The following is a 19,188-nucleotide window of genomic DNA, read 5'->3' on the forward strand; positions in this document are numbered from 1 at the left end:
GGCCTCGTGGCCGACGAGCGTGGCAACCCCGTGGCCGGTGCCGCGGAGGCCTTCGCGATCGCCCGCGAGGCCGGTCTGGGTGTCGTGCCGCACTCCGGCGAGCTGGCCGGTCCGGAGGAGGTGAGATCCGCACTCGGCCTGGGCGTCGACCGGATCCAGCACGGCGTCCGGGCGGTCGAGGACCCCCGGGTGGTGGAGGAGCTCGCCGCGAGCGGGGTCTGCCTTGACGTCTGCCCCAGCTCGAACGTCATCCTGGGCGTGTATCCCACACTCGCCGAGCACCCGCTGCCCACACTTCTGGACGCCGGGGTGCGCTGCTCGATCGGCGCCGACGACCCGTTGCTGTTCGGAGTCGACGTGGTGGACGAGTACGTCCTGGCGCACGAGCGGATGCACGTACCGGAGGCGGGCCTCGCCGGGTGCGCACGGGCGTCGATCGACTCGTCCTTCGCTCCCGCCGATCTCAAGCTCGACGCCCTGGCACGGGTGGACGACTGGGAGCACGAGGCCGAACAGCCCGGGTGACCCCGACCACGGTCACGGTGGGTGCTCGTCAATGCCGCTCAGGCGCCGCGGCGGATTCGGTCGGCCGCGAGGATCATCGGCACCTGCAAGGGCAGGCGACCCCACGCGATCACCTGGTACGGCCACACGGGCTTGCAACGCCACGCGCGCACCATCTGGACGTTCCCGGGGAGCACCCCCACGAACAGGGCCATTGCCGCCGCCCCGCCCACGGCCCGTGTCCGCGGCACGGCCAGCAGCGCCGCCACCGCCATCTCGGCCACGCCTGACCCGTAGGTCCAGGCCCGGGCGCGTCCGGGCAGCTCCGGGGGGATCAGCCCGTCGAAGGGGCGGGGTGCCACGAAGTGCAGCGCGCCCATCGCCCCCAGCGCGGCGGGCATGGACCAGTACCGGACGGCGCGTGTCGTGTCGTTTCCCATTCGCACGAGACTACGGCCCCCCGCGAGGGGCCGGCGGTCGTCGGCGCGTCCTCAGCGGACGTTCGGCAGGACCCGCTCCCCCACAAGCCGCAGCGACTCCCACGCGGCGGCGACGGGCATCCCGCCACACAGCGGGTGGCTCGTGATCAGACGCAGGTCGCGCGTGCGGACACGGTCGACGAGCTCGTCAGGCGTGGCCACCAGGTACACCCCCTCGGCGCGCAACTCACCCACCGAGCGGGCGTCGGAGTGCACGAACGACCCTCGACCGGGCCCCGTCTGCCAGGCCCGGTAGGCCTCGGCATCGGCGAGGAGGTACCCGCCGTAGCGGTCCCAGAAATCGTCGGGGTCGTGGGCGCAGAACACCGCGGCGGGGCCGGGAACGGGGGCCACCACGAGCCCGGGTTCGTGCCCGTTCGCGCGGCACTCGGCGCGGTAGAGCTCGGTGAGCGCGGGATCGTCGAGCTGTGGTTGGTAGTGCATCCCGAGCCGTCCCGCCCGCCGGGCGGCCGCGCCGCCGCCACCGAGGAAGACCAGCGGGTACGGGGACGAGAACGGCTGCGGTGTCACCACGGCGCGCCGCGAACCGTCGACCGGATCGTCTCCGACGGGCTCCCCCGCCCACGCCGCGAGCATGGTCTCCAACTGCCGTTCGAGGCGGGCACCCCGCCCCTTCCAGTCCCGGGAGTGCATCGCGTACTCGACCGGCCGGTACCCGAGGCCGAAGGTGAAGCTCACCCGCCCGGATGCCACGTGGTCGAGGACGGCGATGTCCTCCGCCAGCCGGACCGGGTCGTAGAGGGGCGCGACGAGGGCCCACACCGCGATCTGGATCCGCTCGGTCACCGCGGCGACCGCCGCCGCCGCGACGAGCGGCGAGGGGAGATAGCCGTCCTCCGACCCGTGGTGTTCGGAGAGGTTGACGGCGTCGTGGCCCGTCTCCTCCGCGTACCGGGCCATGTCGAGGGCGGCGCGGTAGCGGTCCCGCCGCTCGGCCGCGTCCGCGCCGGGCGCGCGGAAGTCGAAGCGGGTCACCACATAGACCATCAGGCGGGGTCCATCAAGAGGTGGTCCATCAGGACGCGGTGCCCGCGCGGGCGTCGGCGAGCACCGAGTAGGACGTGCCTCGTTCCTCCCGTTCCCACCAGGTGTCGTCGCGGCCGCTGGTGCCGCCGACGCCGTCCTGGATCAGTTCGCGCTTGAGGATCTTGTTGGTCGCGGTGGTGGGCAGGGCGTCGGAGAGCCGGACCCATCGCGGCCACGCCTTGGGTGAGAGATCCGGCTGGTCCGCCAGGAACTCCTCGAGACCGGCGGGGTCGAGTTCGCCGTCGTGGCGGACCACCACGGCCGCGGCGAGCTGGTCGCCGACGCCGCGGGGGTCGGGCAGTCCGTACACCGCCGCCCGAGAGACCGCGGGATGGCGGAGGACGATCTCCTCGACGATGCCGGCCGCCATGTTCTCCCCGTCGACCCGCAGCCAGTCGCCGCTGCGACCGGCCATGTACACGTTGCCGTCCGCGTCCCGGTACGCCAGGTCGCCCGACCAGTACATACCGTCCCGCATCCGCTCCGAGGTGGCCTGCTCGTTGTTGTAGTAGCCGGCGAAGAAGCCCGCCCCCTCGGTGTTGACCAGCTCGCCCACACACTCGTCGAGATTGGCCACCGCCCCGGTGTCGTCGAACACCGCCCGTGGGCACTCGGTCCCCGTCACCGGGTCGTACACCGCGACACCGGGGAACGGCTCGCCGATCGACTCGAGCGGTGAGTTCTCGGTCCGGACCACGATGATCGCCAGTTCGGTGGAGCCGTAGGCATCCCTGACGGTGCAGCCGAAGCGCTCGGCGAACGCGGGGATGTCCTTGGCCGCCGCCTCGTTCCCGAAGGCCGCACGGAGGGTGGTCTCGGCGTCGTCGGGGCGGGGCGGGGTGTCGAGGATGTAGGCGAGCGGCTTGCCCACGTAGTTCATGTAGGTGACGCCGTACCTGCGGATGTCGTCCCCGAAGCGGGTCGCGCTGAAGCGGCGGGCCAGCGCCATGGTGGCGCCCACGGCGATCGCGGGCGAGAAGCCTCCCATGATGGCGTTGGAGTGGAACAGGGGCATGGACAGGTACAGCACGTCATCGGCGGTGAGCTCGAACGACGGCGCGAGCGCCTCCCCCGACATGGTGACCGTGAAGTTCCCCACCCGGACCGCTTTCGGGTCGCCGGAGGTCCCCGAGGTGAAGATGAGCATGAACGGGTCGCCGGCATCGACCGCCGGGGGATCGGGCGGAGGCTCCGAGGCGGCGACGGTGGCCGCCCACTCGTCCGAATCCGTGTCGATGACCGTGACGTCCCCCAGGTCCAGTCCGTCGAGCAGGGGTGCGAGGTGGGAGTCGGTGAGCAGGATCTGGCAGTCCGCACGCCTGATGTCGCGCGCCAGCCCTTCGCCGCGCCGGGTCGCGTTGATGCCGGCGACGACGACGCCCCCGAGAGCGCCGGCGGCGAGGGCGTAGAGCATCTCCGGGGTGTTCTCGAGGAGGGTGCCCACATGCCGGGGCCGGGTGTCGTCGAGCATCGCGTCCAGGGCACCGGCGCGGCGGTCGGCTGCGGAGACGTACTCGCGCCAGCTGACGGTGAGGTCCTCGTAGCGGATCGCCGGGGAGTCGGAATCGGCGTGACGGCGGAGTTGTTCGCGAACGGTGTCGGCCATGGGGGTCCTCGGGGGCGCGGAGAAGGTGTGACCCAGATCATAGCGGGACAAGCTGACACTCGTCAGGAAAGTCCGATCGTCGATCGCCCGGCGACACCCGTCCCTCTCCTGTCCGCCCGGAACTGCCTGGCCGTGACCCCCCACCACCGGCGGGCGTACTGACTGAACGTCGTCACGTCGTCCAGCGCCAGGGCCGAGGCGATCTGATAGAGGGGGATCTCGGTCGTGGCAAGCAGCCGAGCGGCCACGTCTCGGCGCGCCTCGTCCCGGATCGCGGAGAACGAGGTGCCCTCCCCGGTGAGGTGCCGCTGCAGGGTCCGCGGGGACACCGAGAGGAGCCCGGCGACGTCGCCGAGGGTCGAGGTCCCGGTGTCGAGGGACCGCAGCAGCAGTGCCCTGGTCCGCTCGGTGTAGGTCTGGTCGCGCGCGGGGCCGTGTTGGTCCAGGTAGCTCAGGGCGAGCTCATGGGCCACCAGGTCGCCGCCGGTGATCTCCCGACCGAGGAGCACGGCGGGGACGCGCAGCATCGCGGACGCCGCGAAGGGCCTGGCCGGGGCGGCGAAGAGCTCCCGATAGCGGCCCGGTGCGGTGTTGAGCGCGTTCGGCAACTCGACCGACAGCAGTCCGTATTCTCCCCCGAGGAGCGCGAGCATGGACCGGTGCAGGAACAGCAGGACCATGTCGACCGCCTGGGGCGGCAGGGCGACCGCGTCGTCGCGGTAGCCGAACCGCACCCCCAACACGCCGGGGTCCCCCTCCGGATCGGAGACCACGGTGATCTCGAGTGAGCGGGCGTGGAAGAACAGGTACTTGGAGGTCATCTCCAACGCCCGGGTGGTGGTCGGCGCGTGTCGGATGGCGGCGGCCACGGGTCCGAGCAGACCCAGATCCTGGCGCAACGCCACCCGCAGGCCGAAATCGGGACAGCGCAGTTCCACCGCCGCGGTCTCGAGGAGGAGCCCGATCGCGAGATCCTGCACGAGGATCTCGTCACTGTCCAGGGCGCCAGCCGGCAAGCCACAGCGCAGCGTCAGGTCGTCGGCGTCGCCTCCGAGCTCGTCGATCACCGTCCGGACGCCCCGCAGGCCCGCAGATCGCACATATGCCACAGCGAACACTGTCCGCCAGTTGGCGCGATAGAGCAACCTCTTGGCGCTTTACGGCAACTTGTCGAGCAGGATCGGGGCTATCGTCCTTTCCATGACAGTCTCAGCTGACCGCCGCCCCCCGGCCGGCGCACCCGAGAACCCGCTGGATCTCCTCATCGTCGGCGCCGGCATCTCCGGGATCGACCTGGCGCACCACGTCCGCAGCGCCTTCCCCCACTGGTCGTGGGAGGTCCACGACGCCCAGGACGACCTGGGCGGGACGTGGCACACGTTCCGCTACCCGGGCATCCGCTCGGATTCGGACATGGCCACGTTCGGTTTCCCGTTCCGCCCCTGGCCGCACTCCTCGACCCTCGGCCAGGGCGAGGAGATCAAGGAGTACATCCGGGACACCGCCCGGGAGTGCGGCGTCCTCGACCGCCTCCATCTGCGCTCCTGGATCCGGAACGCCGACTGGGACGGCGAGAAGGGTCTGTGGAGGGTCACGAGCGTCCGGACCGAGAACGGGACGACCACTGAGCGCACGGTGTGGACCCGCCGACTGCACTTCGGCTCCGGGTACTACTCCCACTCGGCCGGCTTCCGACCCGACTTCCCGGGGGAGGAGGCGTTCGCCGGCGAGATCATCCACCCCCAGCACTGGCCTGAGAGCGTCGACTACGCCGGACGCACATTCATCGTGATCGGGTCCGGCGCCACCGCCGTCACCCTGGTTCCGGCTCTCGAGCAGCTCGGCGCCGAGGTCACCATGCTCCAGCGGACCCCGAGCTATGTCGCGCCCCTCCCGGAGAAGGACACCATCAGCGCCGTGTGGAAGCGCGTCCTGCCGACGCAGGCGGCCTATCGCGCCGCGCGGTTCACCCACGGCGCCCGTGACATGGTGCAGTACGTCGTCGCCCGGCGGTTCCCCTGGGCCTTCACGCAGGGGCTGCGGGCCCTGCAGGGCCGCTACATCTCGCGGGCACAGATCAACGAGCACTTCACACCGTCCTACAAGCCCTGGGACCAGCGGGTGTGCAAGGCCCCGGACGGGGACATCTTCCGGGCGATGCAGCGGGGCGCTCGGGTGGTGACCGGTCACATCGACACGTTCACCGAACGCGGGATCCGTCTGCAGTCCGGAGTGGAACTGGAGGCCGACGTGATCGTCACCGCCACCGGTCTGGAACTCGAGGCCTTCGGCGGCGGGACCCTGAGCATCGACGGCCGCGAGCTCGACCTCGCCGACCTGACCACCTACCGCGGGATGATGCTCGCCGGCGTGCCCAACTTCAGCTTCACGGTGGGGTACGTCAACGCCTCCTGGACGCTGCGGGCGGACATGGTCTCCCGCTACATGGTCAAGCTGTGGCGGGCCGGGGAGAAGAACGGTGAGAAGATCTACGCGCCGATCCCTCCCGAGGTGAAGGGCGATCGGCCGCTCCTGGACCTCGACGCCGGGTATGTCCAGCGCGGCGTGCACCGCTTCCCGAGGCAGGGAACCGACCGTCCCTGGACCTACGTACAGAATTACCTCGCCGAGATCCCCGAGCTGACCTTCGGTGACCAGCGTCGCGACATGGCGTTCGACGCGCAGATCCCGGAGGAGGCCGTCCGATGACCCGCCGCGTCTTCATCACCGGCGCCGCCTCGGGGCTGGGTCTGGCGCTCGCCCGCGAGTACCTGGCGGCCGGCGACGAGGTCATCCTGACCGACCTGCACGCCGAGGCCCCACCCGCCGTGACCGGCCTCTCCGGCCAGTGGAGCTACCGCAGGCTCGACGTGACCGACGACGACGACTGGGCCGCCGCCGCGCGTGCCGTGGACTCGCTGGACATCCTCATCAACAACGCCGGCATCGCGGTCGGTGGCCGGCTCGAGGCCACCTCCATGGACACGTGGAAGCGCATCGTGGACATCAACCTCCTCGGGGTGGTCCGGGGGTGCAGGACGATGGTCCCCACGCTCGGCCGTGGCGGGCGGGTCGTCATCACCGCCTCCGCCGCGGGTCTGGTCCACGCGCCGTCCATGGGCGCCTACAACGCGACCAAGGCGGCCGCGGTCGCACTGGCGGAGACTCTCGACGCCGAGCTCCGGCCCCGCGGCATCTCCACCTCGGTGATCTGCCCGCTGTTCTTCCGCTCGGGCCTCGCGGATTCGCTGTCCGGGGATGACCCGAAGGCGGACGAGGCGGCGCGCATGCTCCTCTCCAAGACCCCCTTGACCTCGGAGAAGGTCGCCGCGAGGTCGGTCCGGGCGATCCAGGCGAGGCGGTTGGTCATCACCCCGGACGCGCTGCGCACGCTGACGTGGTACTCCAAGCGGTTCACCCGGATCCCTTTCCTGGCGGGGACCCGTCTCATCGGACGGGTGGTCGAGCGGAGGGGTTGAGCCGCTGTCCGCCGGCGGCGATCACGCCGGACGTGACCACCCCTGACGTGACGGACGAGCGGGGGCGACGCGATCGCCTCTAGTGTGGCGGGACACGCGATCAACAGCCTTTCCGCCACCCGCTCGACCCAAGGGAGATCACATGGACGTCGCCGCCGTCGCCGCCACCGCACCGGACGCGCCTCTGGAGAAGACCACGATCCGGCGTCGGGACACCGGGCCGGCCGACGTGCTCATCGAGATCGAGTACGCCGGCATCTGTCATTCCGACATCCATCACGTGCGCGGCGAATGGGGCCGGACCGCCTACCCCGTGGCGCCCGGACACGAGATCGTTGGCACCGTCCAAGAGGTCGGTTCCGAGGTCACCCGGTACGCGGTCGGCGATCGCGTCGGCGTCGGGTGCCTGGTGGGTGCCTGCCACGAGTGCTCGTCCTGCACCGCGGGCCAGGAGCAGGAGTGCGAGCGGGGGGCCATCGCGACCTACGGCTCGCCGCTGCCCGAGGGCGACCCCGAGGGTCCGGTGACGAACGGCGGCTACTCGACCCACATCGTGGTCGAGGAGCCCATGGTGGTGTCCGTCCCGGACGGCCTCGATCCGGCCTCGGCGGCGCCGCTGCTGTGTGCGGGGATCACCATGTTCTCGCCGCTGCGGCAGTGGAACGTCGGCCCGGGCACCAAGGTCGCCGTGCTCGGTATGGGAGGGCTCGGACACGTCGGCGTCAAGCTCGCCGTGGCGATGGGGGCCGAGGTGACGGTCCTGTCGCAGACGACCTCCAAGCGGGACGATTCGCTGCGCTACGGCGCCGTCGAGCACTACGCGACCGCCGGTGACGAGGGCAAGGCCACCCTGCGCGAGCTCCGCGGCACCTTCGACGTCATTCTCAACACGGTGTCCGCGAACCTGCCGATGGACCGGTTCCTCGCCCTGCTCAAGCCGCGCGGGGCGCTGGTCAACATCGGGATCCCGACCGAGCCGATGTCGGTGCGGGCCGGGTCCGTGGCCGCCGGCCGCAAGATCCTGACCGGGTCCATGATCGGCGGGATCCCCGAGACCCAGGAGATGCTCGACTTCTGCGCCGAGCACGGGATCACCGCCGAGATCGAGCTCATCTCGGCGGACACGATCAACGAGGCCTACGACCGCGTGGTCCGGTCGGACGTGCACTACCGCTTCGTGATCGACGCCAAGACGTTCTGACCGACCGCACCCGACCCCCCGGGACGGGGACTCACGGGGGCGGGGACTCACGGGCCTGACTCACCGCGGGGCGACCTGCGCGAGCAGGTCCGCGAAGTCCTCGTCCCGCGCCTCCAGGAACCGGTGCGCCTGCTCGGCGAAGTCCGCCAGCCCGGTCAGGCGCCCCGAACTGCGGGTCGCGCACACCGCCGCGGCGCCACACGCCCGGTCGAGAGCGGACGCGATCGCCGACCCCCCGGGCAACGCGGCCGCCACCCCTTCCGCCACATGGGGGAACGTCACCTCCACGATGCGTTCCCCGGACTCGCGGAACACCGTGACGGCAGAGGCGATCCTGTCCGCGTCCGCTCTGATCGTCCCGTCAGGCATATGCTCACCTCGTCGTCGTGGTCGAGTGGCGGTCATGAGGTACGACGTCCCCGGTTCGTCGGACGGTTCCGCCCGACCGGCTGGTTCCACCCGACCGGCCGGTCCCATCCCCGAGGAGAGCACGATGTCCCTGACCTGGACCCCCGCCATCGACCGCGCGCTCGCGGTCGCGGCCCGCTGCCACGCCGGCCAGACACGCAAGGACGACCCGACGCCTTACATCGCCCACCCCGTGGCGGTCGCGATGATCGTGTCCGACTTCACCGACGACCCGGACGTGGCGGTGGCCGCGCTGCTGCACGATGTCCTGGAGGACGTCCCGCCGTCGGTCTACTCGGCCGATGACATGACCGCCGAGTTCGGCGATCGGGTCACCGAGCTCGTCCGCGGCGTCTCGGAGGAGAAGACCGCGGGTGAGACGACCCCGCCCTGGCGGGTACGCAAGGAGGGGTACCTCGCCGCGCTCGCGGAGGACTCCGAGGAGTGCCTGCTCATCTCGGCGGCGGACAAGATCCACAATCTGCGCTCGATGGTCGCCGCCCACGAGCGACTGGGTGACGACATGTGGGGGCTCTTCAACGCCGGTCCGCAGGAGAAGCTGTGGTTCTACCGGTCGATCTCGGATGCGGTCGCCCGACGCCTCGGGGACTGCGCGGCCTCGCGGGAGCTCCGCCGGGCGGTGGACGACGTCGCGGCCCTGGCGCCGGCGGACGGCGGGAGAGTGGTCACACCGCCGGGAACTCGGCCTTGATCCGCAGCAGGGTCTTGGCCTGGGTGCGCCCCTCGAGTCCGAGCACCAGCCCGGCGGACTTGAGGCGCCGGGCGAGGTCCGAGTCCGCGGCGAACTCGGACTCGGACTCGATCGTGATCTCCACGCGCCGGCCGCCGTTGAGCAGCACCGACTGCTTGGCGGCGTCCAGTCCGGGGATGTTGGTCCAGCGGATCGGCCCGGGGTCGCGCGGCGAGGCCCCCGAACCCGAGAAGGAGTAGTCGAAGTCCGTGCTCTGGGTGCGGGTCACCTTGCCCCACCCGGCCATCGGGCCCACCCCCACGCGCGCGGCGACGGCGTTGCGGCGGGCGCTGTAGGTGGCGCACTCGATCTCGCAGGCTCCCAGGGTGTTCATCACTCTCAAGGCTTCCTCGAAGCGCTGCCGCAGGCTCCACGCGTCGTACTGGCCGAACGGCACCAGCAGCGGGCGGCCCTCTATGGGCGCCTGCACGTAGACCACCCGCGGGACCACCTCGCCCTCGACCACGTCATATCCCGACCTGACCTGCATGGGCCGCTGGATGACGTCGGTGAGCAGCCCGCGCCTGTCGGTGACCGGCGCGGTCTCGTAGAAGGACACGAGCTGACTCACTGGCGCTCACCTCACTGTTCGAGGTCGCGACGGGTGCGGGACCTGACCCCCAGCGTATCCGCCGCGGGCCGTCGACCCGGCCACCTCACCCGGCCCAGAACTCCACCATCGGCTGGGAGGAGAGCAGGACACCGCCCTCGTAGATCTCCATCCCACCGGCATCGATCGAGTAGACGACGTCGTTGTTGGACACCCACGCGTAACCCCCGGCCACCACCGGGTCGTCCACCTCGACGCCCGCGCCACCCGACGACCCGCGGTAGTAGTACCGACCGTTGTCGGGATTGACGCAGATCGAGAACGCCGCCTGGGTGGTCCGGCCGATCATCACGGCCGGGTCGCCGGCGTTGCAGCGGGCCTGCCGGTTGTCGGTCCACCCCGAGGCGTCGGCTCCCGTCGGGTATCCCGAGGACCCCTGCGGAGCCCGGGCGCCCGGCGCGGGCCGGGTGACCGTGACGGTCTCGCGCTCGGTCGGAGTGGCGTACGCCGTCTCGGTCACGGGTGGGAGCGCGGAGTCGGACAAAGGGGTCGAGGACGTCGAGGAGGTCGTCAAGGCACGACCGGAGGTCTCCCCTGTCATCCCCCCGGGTCGGAGGAGCAGGTAGGCGAGCGCGCCGAGGAGGACCAGACCCAGGACCGCCAGGATCGCGACCAGGGCGATCACCGCGCCCGACACGGAGCGCCGCGGTTCAGGCCGATAACCCTGCCGCCCCCACCTCTCGCGCGGTCCGTCGGACCCGTCATCCCAGCCATACGACATCGGACCACTCCCCCGCTACGGCCGGCCCGGATCCGGACGGCTCGTACAGTTCTGTAGGGAAGGTAGCAGGCCTCCGCGTCGCTCTCGGCCCCGTCGCGACCCGCCCCCGGGCCGAGTCCCGCGTGCTCACCCGATCGGCCACTCCCCGAGGTCCGTGAGGTCGTCGGCCTCCGCGGTGACGGCGGTGGGTTCGCAGCCGAAACCGACCACCTCCGTGCCGTCCGCCAACGTCACGCGGCCGAGCTGCATCGGCCTGGGCAACTGGTCGAGGAATGTACCGAGTGCCGCCGGGGAGACGCTCCACCTCTCGCCGAGCAGTGGAGCGCCGTCCGGATGCCGCAGGACCCCGGGCTTGGGCGGCTCGGTGGCCAGGCGGTACATCCGGTAGTCGGCGCTGGACCGCACCGGCCCGCGCCAGGCCGCGCCCCTGCTGATGAGCTGGTGTTCGAGAGGGCCCCCGCGACGGTGGGCGCCGAACACGACCAGGTCCACCGTCGGCGCCCCCGCGCTCAGCGGCCACGGAACGAACGGCTCCGCGCCGGATCTCCGTTCCCCGGACAGGGCTGCGGCGATGTCGGCCACCGGCCCGTCGTGGAACGGCCTGCCCACCACGGTCACGCCGAATCGCGCTGTTCCACGGTCCCCCTCGTCGATCTCGGTGGTCGGCACCGCCACCGCACACAGGTCGAAGAGGTTGCAGAAGTTCGTGTACGTCCCCATACGGCTGTTGAGGGCGATCGGATCGGCCTCCACCTCGGCGATGGTCGGGTGGAAGGGCGCGGTGGGGACCAGCAGCGCGGCCGCGCCGAGACGATCGAGTTCGGCCACCGCCTCGGCGCGCAGGGCCTCGACCTCCCGGCGGTCGTGCAGCAGATCGACCGCCGCGATCCCGCGGGCCGGGGTGATGATGGCGCGGACGGTCGGGTCGACGCCCGCGTCCGCGTCCAGGGCGGAGTCGAGGAAGTCACCGACCGCCTCGTAGCGCTCGGCCACGAGCGCGCCGTCGTAGAGCAGCCTCGCCGCGGCGAGGAACGGCCCGAGATCGATCTCCACCACCCGGTACCCGAGCGCGCGGGCCCGGTCGACCGCGTCGGCGAACGCCTCCGCCCACCCCGGGGCCATGGCCACGAGTTCACGCGGAACGGCGATCGTCGCGCCGGGTCCCGCGTCCAGCGGCGTGTCGGTCGGCCAGTGACGGGTTCCCTCCCCGCCGGCCATCACCCCGGTCGCGCGGGCGGCGGTCCGGACGTCGCGGGCGAGGATGGTCACGCAGTCATAGCTCGCGCAGGCGGGGACCACCCCGTCGGTGGAGACGACGCCGAGCGTGGGCTTGATGCCCACGACCCCGTTGAGCCCGGCCGGGACGCGGCCCGACCCGGCGGTGTCGGTGCCGATCGCCAGATCGCAGATCCCCAACGCCACCGCCACCGCCGATCCCGAGCTCGACCCGCCCGACACGTGGTCGGGGCGGTGCGCGGCACGCACGGCCCCGTACGGACTGCGCGTGCCGACCAGGCCGGTCGCGAACTGGTCGAGATTCGTCACCCCCAGCACCACCGCTCCGCCCGCGCGGAGGCGCGCGACGGCCACCGCGTCCCGATCGGGCAGGTAGGCGAACCCGGGGCACGCGGCGGTGGTGGGCACCCCCGCCACGTCGACGTTGTTCTTGACCGCCAGTGTCATCCCGGCGAGCGGGCCCCCCGCGGCGAGGGAGGCCGTCATGTCGTCCACCAGCTCCTCACGCGGTCGGACCTGGATGAACACCTCGGGCCGGTCGGCCTCGGCCAGTCGCTCCAACACGTGGTCGACCTCCGCCTCGGCGCGTGCCCTCAGGTCGGTCCCGGTCGTCTCGGTGCTCATGCGCTCAGCTCCCCACTGGCGGCCCAGCGCGAGAATTCCTCGGCGCGGGCGTGCTCCATCCGGCGTCTGGCGGAGGCGATCGACTCGGCCTCCCGTTCGCAGAACGCGGTGTGTTCGGCCAGCGAGAAGGTGTCGTCGGTGATGTCGACGCGGCCTCGTCCGGCGGCGGTGTCGGCGCGGAGGTCCGCCAGTTCCTCGGAGGTGACGGGGTACCAGGAGATGCGGTCGAAGTGCCGCAGCAGCCACGGGTGCTCGGGGTCGAAGCCCGGCGCCGGTTCGGGGTGACGGTGGTTCCACACCTGGGTGGTGCGTCCCACGAACTGGTAACCGCCCGGCCCCTCCATCCCGTAGATACACAGGTAGGCACCGCCGATGCCGACGGAGTTCTCCGCGGTCCATGTCCGGGCGGGGTTGTACTTGGTCGTCACCAGTCGGTGGCGCGGGTCGAGCGGCGTGGCCACGGGGGCGCCGAGGTAGACGTCCCCGAGCCCGAGCACCATGTACTCGGCGTCGAAGACCGTGCGGTAGACGTCGTCGGCGGTCTCCAGGCCGTTCATCCGGCGGATGAACTCGATGTTCCACGGGCACCACGGGGCGTCGTCGCGCACGCCGTACATGTACCTCTCGATCGCCTCCTTGGTGGCGGGGTCGTCCCAGCTCAGCGGCAGCCGGACGCGTCTGCTCGACACCGCGAGGTCCTCGGCGGCGGGCAACGCCGCCTCGGCCTCCCGCAATGCCGCCAGGGTGGCGCCGATCGTGCTGTGGCCGGGCGTGATCTTGACCTGCAGGGAGCGGATGCCGGGCGTGAGGTCCTGCTGACCGGGCACGGGGTTCGCCTGAAGGTGCAGATACAGGGCGTGAGCTCGGGCGCGTAGCTCGAGGTCGAGCTCCATGCGCCCGTACTCCACCAGCACGTTGTCGTCGCCGCCCCGACGGTAGGTCACCTCGGTCCCCCCGTCGGCGGTGTGACCGCGGCCCAGCACGCCGTCGTCGCGGTCACCGCCGTCACCGAGGACGTACGGGCGACCGGCCCCCCGCGCACCGGCGATCCCGGTGCGGCCGCCGACGGCGTCGACCTTGACGCGGACGAACCGCACGTTGTCCCCGGGCGCGAGCTGCCCGAGCTTCCACCGGTCGCCGCTGACCACGGTGACGGGGCAGACGAATCCCCCCAGGCTCGGGCCGTCCGGGCCGAGCAGGATCGGGGTGTCCCCGGTGAAGTCCAGGGCCCCCACCGAGTAGGCGTTGTCGTGCAGATTGGACGGGTGCAGGCCGGCCTCCCCGCCGTCGGGTCGGGCCCACTTCGGTCGTGGCCCCTCGAGCCGGACCCCGGTCCGGTCCGAGTTGAAGTGCACCGTGTAGCTGGCCGCGTAGAGCTCGTCCATCCCCGCGCGGGTGAGGAACTCCGGTGCCCCGTGCGGCCCCTCGGCCACCGCGATGTGCCAGTGGTGGCCGATGGCCGGGACCTCGTCGGCGAGGATCCGGCGCGGCTCGCCCGGTCCGGGCTCCCCGACGGCGAGGGTGTCCCCCGTCGCGAGGGTGCGTCCCTCGTGTCCCCCGAACCGCCCGAGGGTGAAGGTCGACGACGACCCGAGATACTCCTCCACCTCGATGCCACCGGCGACCGCCACGTAGACACGCATACCCGGCCCGTCGAGCACCGGGATGTCGAGCACGGATCCCGCCTCCAGGTGGACCGGCTTCCACTGGGCCACCGGGCGGCCGTCCACCGTGGGCCGCACGTGCGCCCCGCCCACGCAGACCGTGACCGCGGCATCCGGCCGGACCCTGAGGCCGCCCCGGGTGCACTCCAGGCCGGCGGCACCCTCCGGGTTACCCACGGCCGTGTTGGCCAGGCGCAGCGAGTAGTCGTCCATCGCACCGGACGGCGGGACGCCCACGCCCCAGTACCCGACGCGGCCGGGCCAGTCCTGGACGGTGGTGATGAGTCCCGGGTTGAGGATCTCGAGGCGGGTCATGGTGACGTCTCCTGTGGTGGCGGTGTCGCGGGCGGCGGGCTCAGGCGGTGACGATCATCCGCACCGGCGTGGGGTCGAAGCCGTTGCACGGGTTGTTGATCTGCGGGCAGTTGGAGACCAGGACGATCACGTCGCGGTCGGCACGCAGCGCCAGGCGTTTGCCGGGCGCGGAGAGACCGTCCACGATCCCGAGGGTGCCGTCGGGATCCACGGGCACGTTCATGAAGAAGTTGACGTTGGGGACCAGGTCCCGTTTGCCGAGTCCGTGCCGGGCGCCCTCGCGGAGGAAGTTCTCCACGCAGGCGTGTTGGTGTCGGGTGTGGTGGCCGTACCGCAGGGTGTTGGACTCCTGCGAGCACGCGCCACCGAGGGTGTCGTGGTTGCCCACCTCGTCGGCCGTGATCGTCACGAGGGGCTCGCCGGCGTCGTCCCGCAGGACGCTGTCCGTGGTCAGGAAGATCGACCCCTGGGCGGCGACGGTCGCCGGGGCGCTGTAGCGGCGGGTGGGGTCGTGCGCGTCGTAGAACAGGGTGTCGACGGCCTGGTTGCCCTCGAGATCCACGATGGTCAGGGTCTGCCCCCGGTGCAGGACTCGGGACCATGCGGCCCGGGCGGCGACGATCTCGTCGGCGACCACGGCCCCGCCGGCCAGCGCGAGGTCCTCGGCGGCACCGGTCCGCGGCTCGGTGGTCGGCTGCTCGGTGGTCGGCTGCTCGGTGGTCGGCTGCTCGGTGGTGGCGGTCAGACGTGTCATGGGGTTCTCCTCAGTCGATCTGCGTGGAGGCGCGGTGGGCCGCCTCGGAGTTGGCGACGGCGCGCCGGTACTCGAGGTCGTCCTCGACGCCAGGGAATGAGCCCGCGACGAGCGCATCGAGGTCCTGTGGGGCGCTCCAGGCCAGCAGTTCCACGCTCCCGGCGTGGTACCGCGTCGACGGGTCGAGCGGATGGTCCGCGACCGCGACGGCCACGATGACGGGCAGGTGCAGGACCAGGTCGACGGCCGCCCCGGCCCCGGCGCCGCCGGTGGACACGAGCGCCCCGTCGTCCGCGACCCGGACGCCGTGGAAGAACGACACGGTGTGGGGCAGGTCCCGCTCGGCCAACCCGTGCTTGAGAGCGGCCAGCAGCAACAACTCCCGCCCCGCCGGCGACTCGGATTCGGGTGTCCCGGCCCCGTACCGGGCGATGTTGCCGGCGAGCGTCGAGGCGCCGCACAGGGCGTCATGGTGCCCGGAGCCGTCCGCGACGATCGTCGCGAGCACCCGCCCCTGGTCCGAGAGCAGCGGATGGCCGGTCCCGAGGTAGGCCTGCCACGGGACCTTGACCGTGTCGGCGGTGTTGAGGCGCTCCCAGGGGGCGTCGGCGCGCCACATCATGAGCGAGGCACAGGCCGTGCCGTCCCGGTCGGTGAGGCGGATCCGGGTGCCCCGGGCCAGGGTGAGCGCCGTGTACCGGCCACCGGGGACGGACTCCGCCCAGGTGAGACGGTCGGCCGCCACGTCCGCCGGTGGGTGGGGCCAGTCGGTGGCCGGGACGACCGGCATGGCGTCGGTGATCGCGCCGGCCTGGGCGCGGGCGTGCTGGCGGGCGCCCGAGGTCGTGGACGTGCTGTCGGTGATGCTGGTTTCGGTCGTGCTGGTCATCAGGTCACTCTCCGATCGTGACGGGTTTGGGATGGGTCTTACCGCGGGGGAAGCACAGGATTCCGAGCCCCACCACGGCGAGGACGGTGAGGACGCCGGCCCATCGCATCCACGGGGTCTGCCCGGAGGGGTCGAAGATCTCCGTCCGCGGCCAGGCGAGGTTGACCGTCATGAGCAGGCCGTACCCCACGGCGAGGACGTTGACGGGGATCCCCCAGCGGCCCAGCGAGAACAGGGGTTTGCCCTCGGCGTCGGTGAGGCGCGGGCCGTTCGGCCATCCCCGGAGTCGGCGCAGGAGCAGCGGCGCGGTCACGCACAGGTAGGCGAGGTAGATGAGGATGATGCACACCGAGGCGAGGGTCGCGAAGATGGCGGCGTTGCCCATGTTGACCAGCAGGATCGCGATGCAGGACACGCCGATGAGCACGGCCGGGGCGATCGGGGTGCCGGTGCGGGGGTTGACGCGGGACAGGGTCGCCGAGAAGGGCAGGCGCCCGTCGCGGGCCATCGAGAACATCAACCGGGTGGCCGCGGTCTGGATGGCGAGGGTGCAGATGAAGATGGCCACGACGACCACCACGAGGAGCACCTTGCCCCAGAAGTTCCCGAGCACCGAGTTCAGGACGTACGGCAGTCCCTCGGTGGCCAGCCGGCCGTCGGTGAGACTGGGCGCGGCCATGAGCGCGGCGAGGATCATGAGTCCGCCACCGAGGGCCGAGACCGTCAGGGCCATCCGGATGGTCCGCGGAGCGACCCTGCGGGGGTTGACGGTCTCCTCCGCCAGCTCACCGGCCGAGCCGAAGCCCACCATCACGTAGGCGGCCATGAGTCCGGAGACGACCCAGGCCCAGATGTACCCGGGCTGGTCCCCCATGCCCGCCGTGTCGAAGACGACCTGCGGTCCGCGGACGGCGTGGGTCACCAGCGCGAGGATCACCGCGACGACACCGACGATCTCGCAGGTCACGCCGATGTTGTTGACGTAGGCCATCCATCTGATGCCGAGGGAGTTGATCGTGGTGGTGATGACGAGCAGCACCGATCCCAGCAGGACGGCGTTCGCCGCACCGGAGGGTGAGGTGAGGGCCGGGTCGTCGCCGATGACCTGGAAGCCGGACCAGATGCTGGGAAGCACGACCTGGAGCGCGATGGCCGCCGCCGAGGCGGTGACGATCTGGGCGAGGATCATGAACCAGCCCCCGAACCACCCGATTATCTCGCCTCCCATCCGCCTCGACCACTGGTAGATCGCTCCCGAGAGGGGATACCGCGCCGCGAGCTCGGCGAAACACAGCGCCACCAGGAACTGGCCCGCGAACACGATCGGCCAGGTCCAGAAGAACGCCGGTCCACCGAACCCGTACCCCAGTCCGAACAGCTGGAAGATGGTGGTGAGGATCGAGACGAACGAGAACCCGGCCGCGAACGACGCGAAGGTGCCGAGGCTGCGGTGGAGCTGCTGGTCGTAACCGAGGTCGGCGAGGTCGTCGTGGTCGCCCCGACGTGCGGCAGCCGAGGTGGACGCGTCGCTCCGACCAGTGGGGACCGGGGTGGTGAGGCCGGAGGGATCGCTCATGTCCGGGACTCCTCTCGGGGTGGGGTCCGAGCTGCGCCGGGACCATTTCCTGTCTGCCGATAGTTTTCCCATCGCGTGTGACCCCCGGGTTGCCCGGTGTTTCGATCCGATTAACAGGCCCTCACGCCTTCGCCCACCCCTCGCCGGGCGGCCCGACCGCATGATCGAATGCCCCCATGCCGACCCCTCGTGACCCCCGAGACGAGCGCGCGAGAGCCTGGTCCGATGCGGTGCGGCGCGAGCTCACCGCGCGACTGGGTCCGTCGGTGTCCCCTGCCGTCTGGGTCACCGGATCGGTGGGTCGCGGGGAGGCCGTCCCGGGGAGTGACCTGGAAACCCTCGCCGTCGTCGTCGATCCCGGCGACCCCGGTCGACCCGACGACCGAACGGTGCGCCGCGCTGTCGCCTCCACAGATCTCTCGCACGAACCGTGGTTCGCCGAGACCTCCCCCGCCTCGGCCGCTGATCCCCGTCTGATCAGGAGCGTCGCCGGATGGACGCGGGCCGCCGACGGGTGGGCCGACGCCCCCGCCCGCGACCTGGGGGTCGTCCACCTCGGACTGCTGTCCGACGCCCGGCCGTTGACGGACGACCACGACGACCCCGGACTCCTGCCACGTATCGCCGTCCGGGCCGTGGCCGACCATCCGGTGATCCTCACGGACATCCTCGCCGACGCACTGTCCACCCGCGCATCGGTGCCGTCCCGGCTCACCCGCGCCCTGCGGTCGGACCCGGTCGTCGACCTCAAGCACTGCGTCCTCACCCCGGTCGTCAAGCTCGCCCGGTGGGCCGCGCTGCGGGCCGGGGTGACGGTCACCTCGACCGACGCACGCCTCGAACTCGCCGCCGACCCCCGGGTCCTGCCCGACGACCGCTGGGAGGCCCTGCGCGCGGCCACCCGCTTCGCCGCCCGGTTGCGGTGGGAGGTCCGCCTCCGTGCCCGGTCCGACGGCCCCGGGAGCGACCGGGTCCCCCTGTCCGCGCTCACCACCGCCGAGCGCGCCGGACTGCGCTCCACCGCTCGCGAGATCGCGGGCGCGCAGCGCACCCTCGACTACCTGCGGTCCACCGGCGAACTCCGGGAGTCGGGGTGACCCGCCACCCGGCCACCACCGCGATGCTGGCGATCTCGGCACTGGAGGGGTGGAGACCGGAGGAGGACGACGACGAGATCCTCGACCTCGTCGACGGCGCGGCCCCGGGGCGGCTGATCCGCCTCCACGTCCGAAACGCGTTCCCCCCGGAGGCCACCCGGCGTCCCCGGCCGCGGATCCTCGCCCGACGCACCCCTTACCTCATCCGAGGGACATCCGTGCTGGAG

The 19,188-nt window shown here is 71.7% G+C and carries 18 protein-coding genes and 1 pseudogene; 7 read left to right on the forward strand and 12 right to left on the reverse strand.

Annotated features, from left to right (window positions below):
- Positions 1–525: adenosine deaminase (locus IY392_RS03675; RefSeq protein ID WP_375292887.1), on the forward strand; the 525-nt coding region annotated here is incomplete at its 5' end.
- Positions 526–563: 38 nt separating this feature from the next.
- On the opposite strand, the gene IY392_RS03680 is transcribed toward IY392_RS03675, so the two are convergent.
- From IY392_RS03680 to IY392_RS03695, 4 genes are all read right to left on the reverse strand, one after another.
- Positions 564–944, reverse strand: a complete 381-nt coding sequence (locus IY392_RS03680; RefSeq protein ID WP_194860529.1) for a hypothetical protein — start codon at positions 942–944, stop codon at positions 564–566.
- 51 nt (positions 945–995) lie between these two features.
- Positions 996–1,979, reverse strand: coding sequence for an LLM class flavin-dependent oxidoreductase (locus IY392_RS03685; protein ID WP_309233999.1), 984 nt, complete (start codon positions 1,977–1,979; stop codon positions 996–998).
- Positions 1,980–2,019: 40 nt separating this feature from the next.
- Positions 2,020–3,636 (reverse strand): AMP-binding protein, encoded by a 1,617-nt coding sequence (locus IY392_RS03690; protein WP_194860531.1) that lies wholly within the window; start codon positions 3,634–3,636, stop codon positions 2,020–2,022.
- A 62-nt stretch (positions 3,637–3,698) separates the two neighbouring features.
- On the reverse strand, positions 3,699–4,736 hold the full coding sequence (locus tag IY392_RS03695) for an AraC family transcriptional regulator ligand-binding domain-containing protein (protein ID WP_309234000.1): 1,038 nt from the start codon (positions 4,734–4,736) through the stop codon (positions 3,699–3,701).
- Between the two features lie 100 nt (positions 4,737–4,836).
- Between IY392_RS03695 and IY392_RS03700 the strand changes: the two genes are divergently transcribed.
- The 3 genes from IY392_RS03700 to IY392_RS03710 all read left to right on the forward strand — a co-directional run bounded on the left by IY392_RS03700 (position 4,837) and on the right by IY392_RS03710 (position 8,316).
- Entirely contained in the window at positions 4,837–6,345 is a 1,509-nt protein-coding gene (locus tag IY392_RS03700; RefSeq protein WP_194860532.1) for an NAD(P)/FAD-dependent oxidoreductase, read from the forward strand.
- The gene (locus tag IY392_RS03705; protein WP_194860533.1) at positions 6,342–7,115 is read left to right on the forward strand and encodes an SDR family NAD(P)-dependent oxidoreductase; all 774 of its coding nucleotides are present in this window, start codon (positions 6,342–6,344) and stop codon (positions 7,113–7,115) included. Before IY392_RS03700 ends, IY392_RS03705 begins: the two co-directional genes overlap by 4 nt.
- Positions 7,116–7,257: 142 nt before the next feature.
- Positions 7,258–8,316, forward strand: coding sequence for an NAD(P)-dependent alcohol dehydrogenase (locus IY392_RS03710; RefSeq protein ID WP_194860534.1), 1,059 nt, complete (start codon positions 7,258–7,260; stop codon positions 8,314–8,316).
- Positions 8,317–8,376: 60 nt separating this feature from the next.
- Here IY392_RS03710 and IY392_RS03715 read toward each other — a convergent pair whose 3' ends face one another.
- Positions 8,377–8,685 (reverse strand): hypothetical protein, encoded by a 309-nt coding sequence (locus IY392_RS03715; RefSeq protein WP_194860535.1) that lies wholly within the window; start codon positions 8,683–8,685, stop codon positions 8,377–8,379.
- A gap of 124 nt (positions 8,686–8,809) precedes the next feature.
- Between IY392_RS03715 and IY392_RS03720 the strand changes: the two genes are divergently transcribed.
- On the forward strand, positions 8,810–9,436 hold the full coding sequence (locus IY392_RS03720) for an HD domain-containing protein (RefSeq protein ID WP_107757903.1): 627 nt from the start codon (positions 8,810–8,812) through the stop codon (positions 9,434–9,436).
- Here IY392_RS03720 and IY392_RS03725 read toward each other — a convergent pair.
- The 7 genes from IY392_RS03725 to IY392_RS03755 all read right to left on the reverse strand — a co-directional run bounded on the left by IY392_RS03725 (position 9,411) and on the right by IY392_RS03755 (position 17,864).
- Positions 9,411–10,046, reverse strand: coding sequence for a hypothetical protein (locus tag IY392_RS03725; RefSeq protein WP_107755310.1), 636 nt, complete (start codon positions 10,044–10,046; stop codon positions 9,411–9,413). The genes IY392_RS03720 and IY392_RS03725 overlap by 26 nt on opposite strands.
- 85 nt (positions 10,047–10,131) lie before the next feature.
- Positions 10,132–10,722, reverse strand: coding sequence for a hypothetical protein (locus tag IY392_RS03730; protein ID WP_194860536.1), 591 nt, complete (start codon positions 10,720–10,722; stop codon positions 10,132–10,134).
- Between the two features lie 210 nt (positions 10,723–10,932).
- Positions 10,933–12,666, reverse strand: coding sequence for an allophanate hydrolase (atzF, locus tag IY392_RS03735; RefSeq protein ID WP_194860537.1), 1,734 nt, complete (start codon positions 12,664–12,666; stop codon positions 10,933–10,935).
- On the reverse strand, positions 12,663–14,645 hold the full coding sequence (locus IY392_RS03740; RefSeq protein WP_194860538.1) for a 5-oxoprolinase/urea amidolyase family protein: 1,983 nt from the start codon (positions 14,643–14,645) through the stop codon (positions 12,663–12,665). Before IY392_RS03740 ends, atzF begins: the two co-directional genes overlap by 4 nt.
- Before the next feature lie 40 nt (positions 14,646–14,685).
- Positions 14,686–15,399 carry an urea amidolyase associated protein UAAP2 gene (locus tag IY392_RS03745; RefSeq protein ID WP_228548982.1) on the reverse strand — a complete coding sequence of 238 codons (714 nt, stop codon included), beginning with the start codon at positions 15,397–15,399 and terminating at the stop codon, positions 14,686–14,688.
- Between the two features lie 10 nt (positions 15,400–15,409).
- Positions 15,410–16,288 carry an urea amidolyase associated protein UAAP1 gene (locus tag IY392_RS03750; RefSeq protein WP_194860539.1) on the reverse strand — a complete coding sequence of 293 codons (879 nt, stop codon included), beginning with the start codon at positions 16,286–16,288 and terminating at the stop codon, positions 15,410–15,412.
- A gap of 4 nt (positions 16,289–16,292) precedes the next feature.
- Positions 16,293–17,864, reverse strand: a complete 1,572-nt coding sequence (locus tag IY392_RS03755; RefSeq protein WP_107755306.1) for an amino acid permease — start codon at positions 17,862–17,864, stop codon at positions 16,293–16,295.
- Positions 17,865–18,040: 176 nt separating this feature from the next.
- On the opposite strand from IY392_RS03755, the gene IY392_RS03760 reads away from it, so the two are divergent.
- Both IY392_RS03760 and IY392_RS03765 read left to right on the forward strand, forming a co-directional pair.
- Positions 18,041–18,961 carry a putative nucleotidyltransferase substrate binding domain-containing protein gene (locus IY392_RS03760; RefSeq protein WP_194860540.1) on the forward strand — a complete coding sequence of 307 codons (921 nt, stop codon included), beginning with the start codon at positions 18,041–18,043 and terminating at the stop codon, positions 18,959–18,961.
- Positions 18,958–19,188, forward strand: a pseudogene (locus tag IY392_RS03765) (hypothetical protein); the annotation flags it as partial. The gene IY392_RS03760 and the pseudogene IY392_RS03765, both read left to right, overlap by 4 nt.

The sequence above is a fragment of the Dietzia sp. SYD-A1 genome (genome assembly GCF_015356725.1).
In the GTDB taxonomy this organism is placed as follows: Bacteria; Actinomycetota; Actinomycetes; order Mycobacteriales; family Mycobacteriaceae; genus Dietzia.

Excerpts from the sequence above, each read along its gene's own strand:
- IY392_RS03710 (WP_194860534.1), top strand. The coding sequence starts at position 7,258 with ATGGACGTCGCCGCCGTCGCCGCCACCGCACCGGACGCGCCTCTGGAG.
- IY392_RS03700 (WP_194860532.1), top strand. The coding sequence starts at position 4,837 with ATGACAGTCTCAGCTGACCGCCGCCCCCCGGCCGGCGCACCCGAGAAC.
- IY392_RS03755 (WP_107755306.1), bottom strand. The coding sequence starts at position 17,864 with ATGAGCGATCCCTCCGGCCTCACCACCCCGGTCCCCACTGGTCGGAGC.
- IY392_RS03720 (WP_107757903.1), top strand. The coding sequence starts at position 8,810 with ATGTCCCTGACCTGGACCCCCGCCATCGACCGCGCGCTCGCGGTCGCG.
- IY392_RS03715 (WP_194860535.1), bottom strand. The coding sequence starts at position 8,685 with ATGCCTGACGGGACGATCAGAGCGGACGCGGACAGGATCGCCTCTGCC.
- IY392_RS03690 (WP_194860531.1), bottom strand. The coding sequence starts at position 3,636 with ATGGCCGACACCGTTCGCGAACAACTCCGCCGTCACGCCGATTCCGAC.
- IY392_RS03740 (WP_194860538.1), bottom strand. The coding sequence starts at position 14,645 with ATGACCCGCCTCGAGATCCTCAACCCGGGACTCATCACCACCGTCCAG.
- IY392_RS03760 (WP_194860540.1), top strand. The coding sequence starts at position 18,041 with ATGCCGACCCCTCGTGACCCCCGAGACGAGCGCGCGAGAGCCTGGTCC.
- IY392_RS03750 (WP_194860539.1), bottom strand. The coding sequence starts at position 16,288 with ATGACCAGCACGACCGAAACCAGCATCACCGACAGCACGTCCACGACC.
- IY392_RS03705 (WP_194860533.1), top strand. The coding sequence starts at position 6,342 with ATGACCCGCCGCGTCTTCATCACCGGCGCCGCCTCGGGGCTGGGTCTG.
- IY392_RS03680 (WP_194860529.1), bottom strand. The coding sequence starts at position 944 with ATGGGAAACGACACGACACGCGCCGTCCGGTACTGGTCCATGCCCGCC.
- atzF (WP_194860537.1), bottom strand. The coding sequence starts at position 12,666 with ATGAGCACCGAGACGACCGGGACCGACCTGAGGGCACGCGCCGAGGCG.
- IY392_RS03745 (WP_228548982.1), bottom strand. The coding sequence starts at position 15,399 with ATGACACGTCTGACCGCCACCACCGAGCAGCCGACCACCGAGCAGCCG.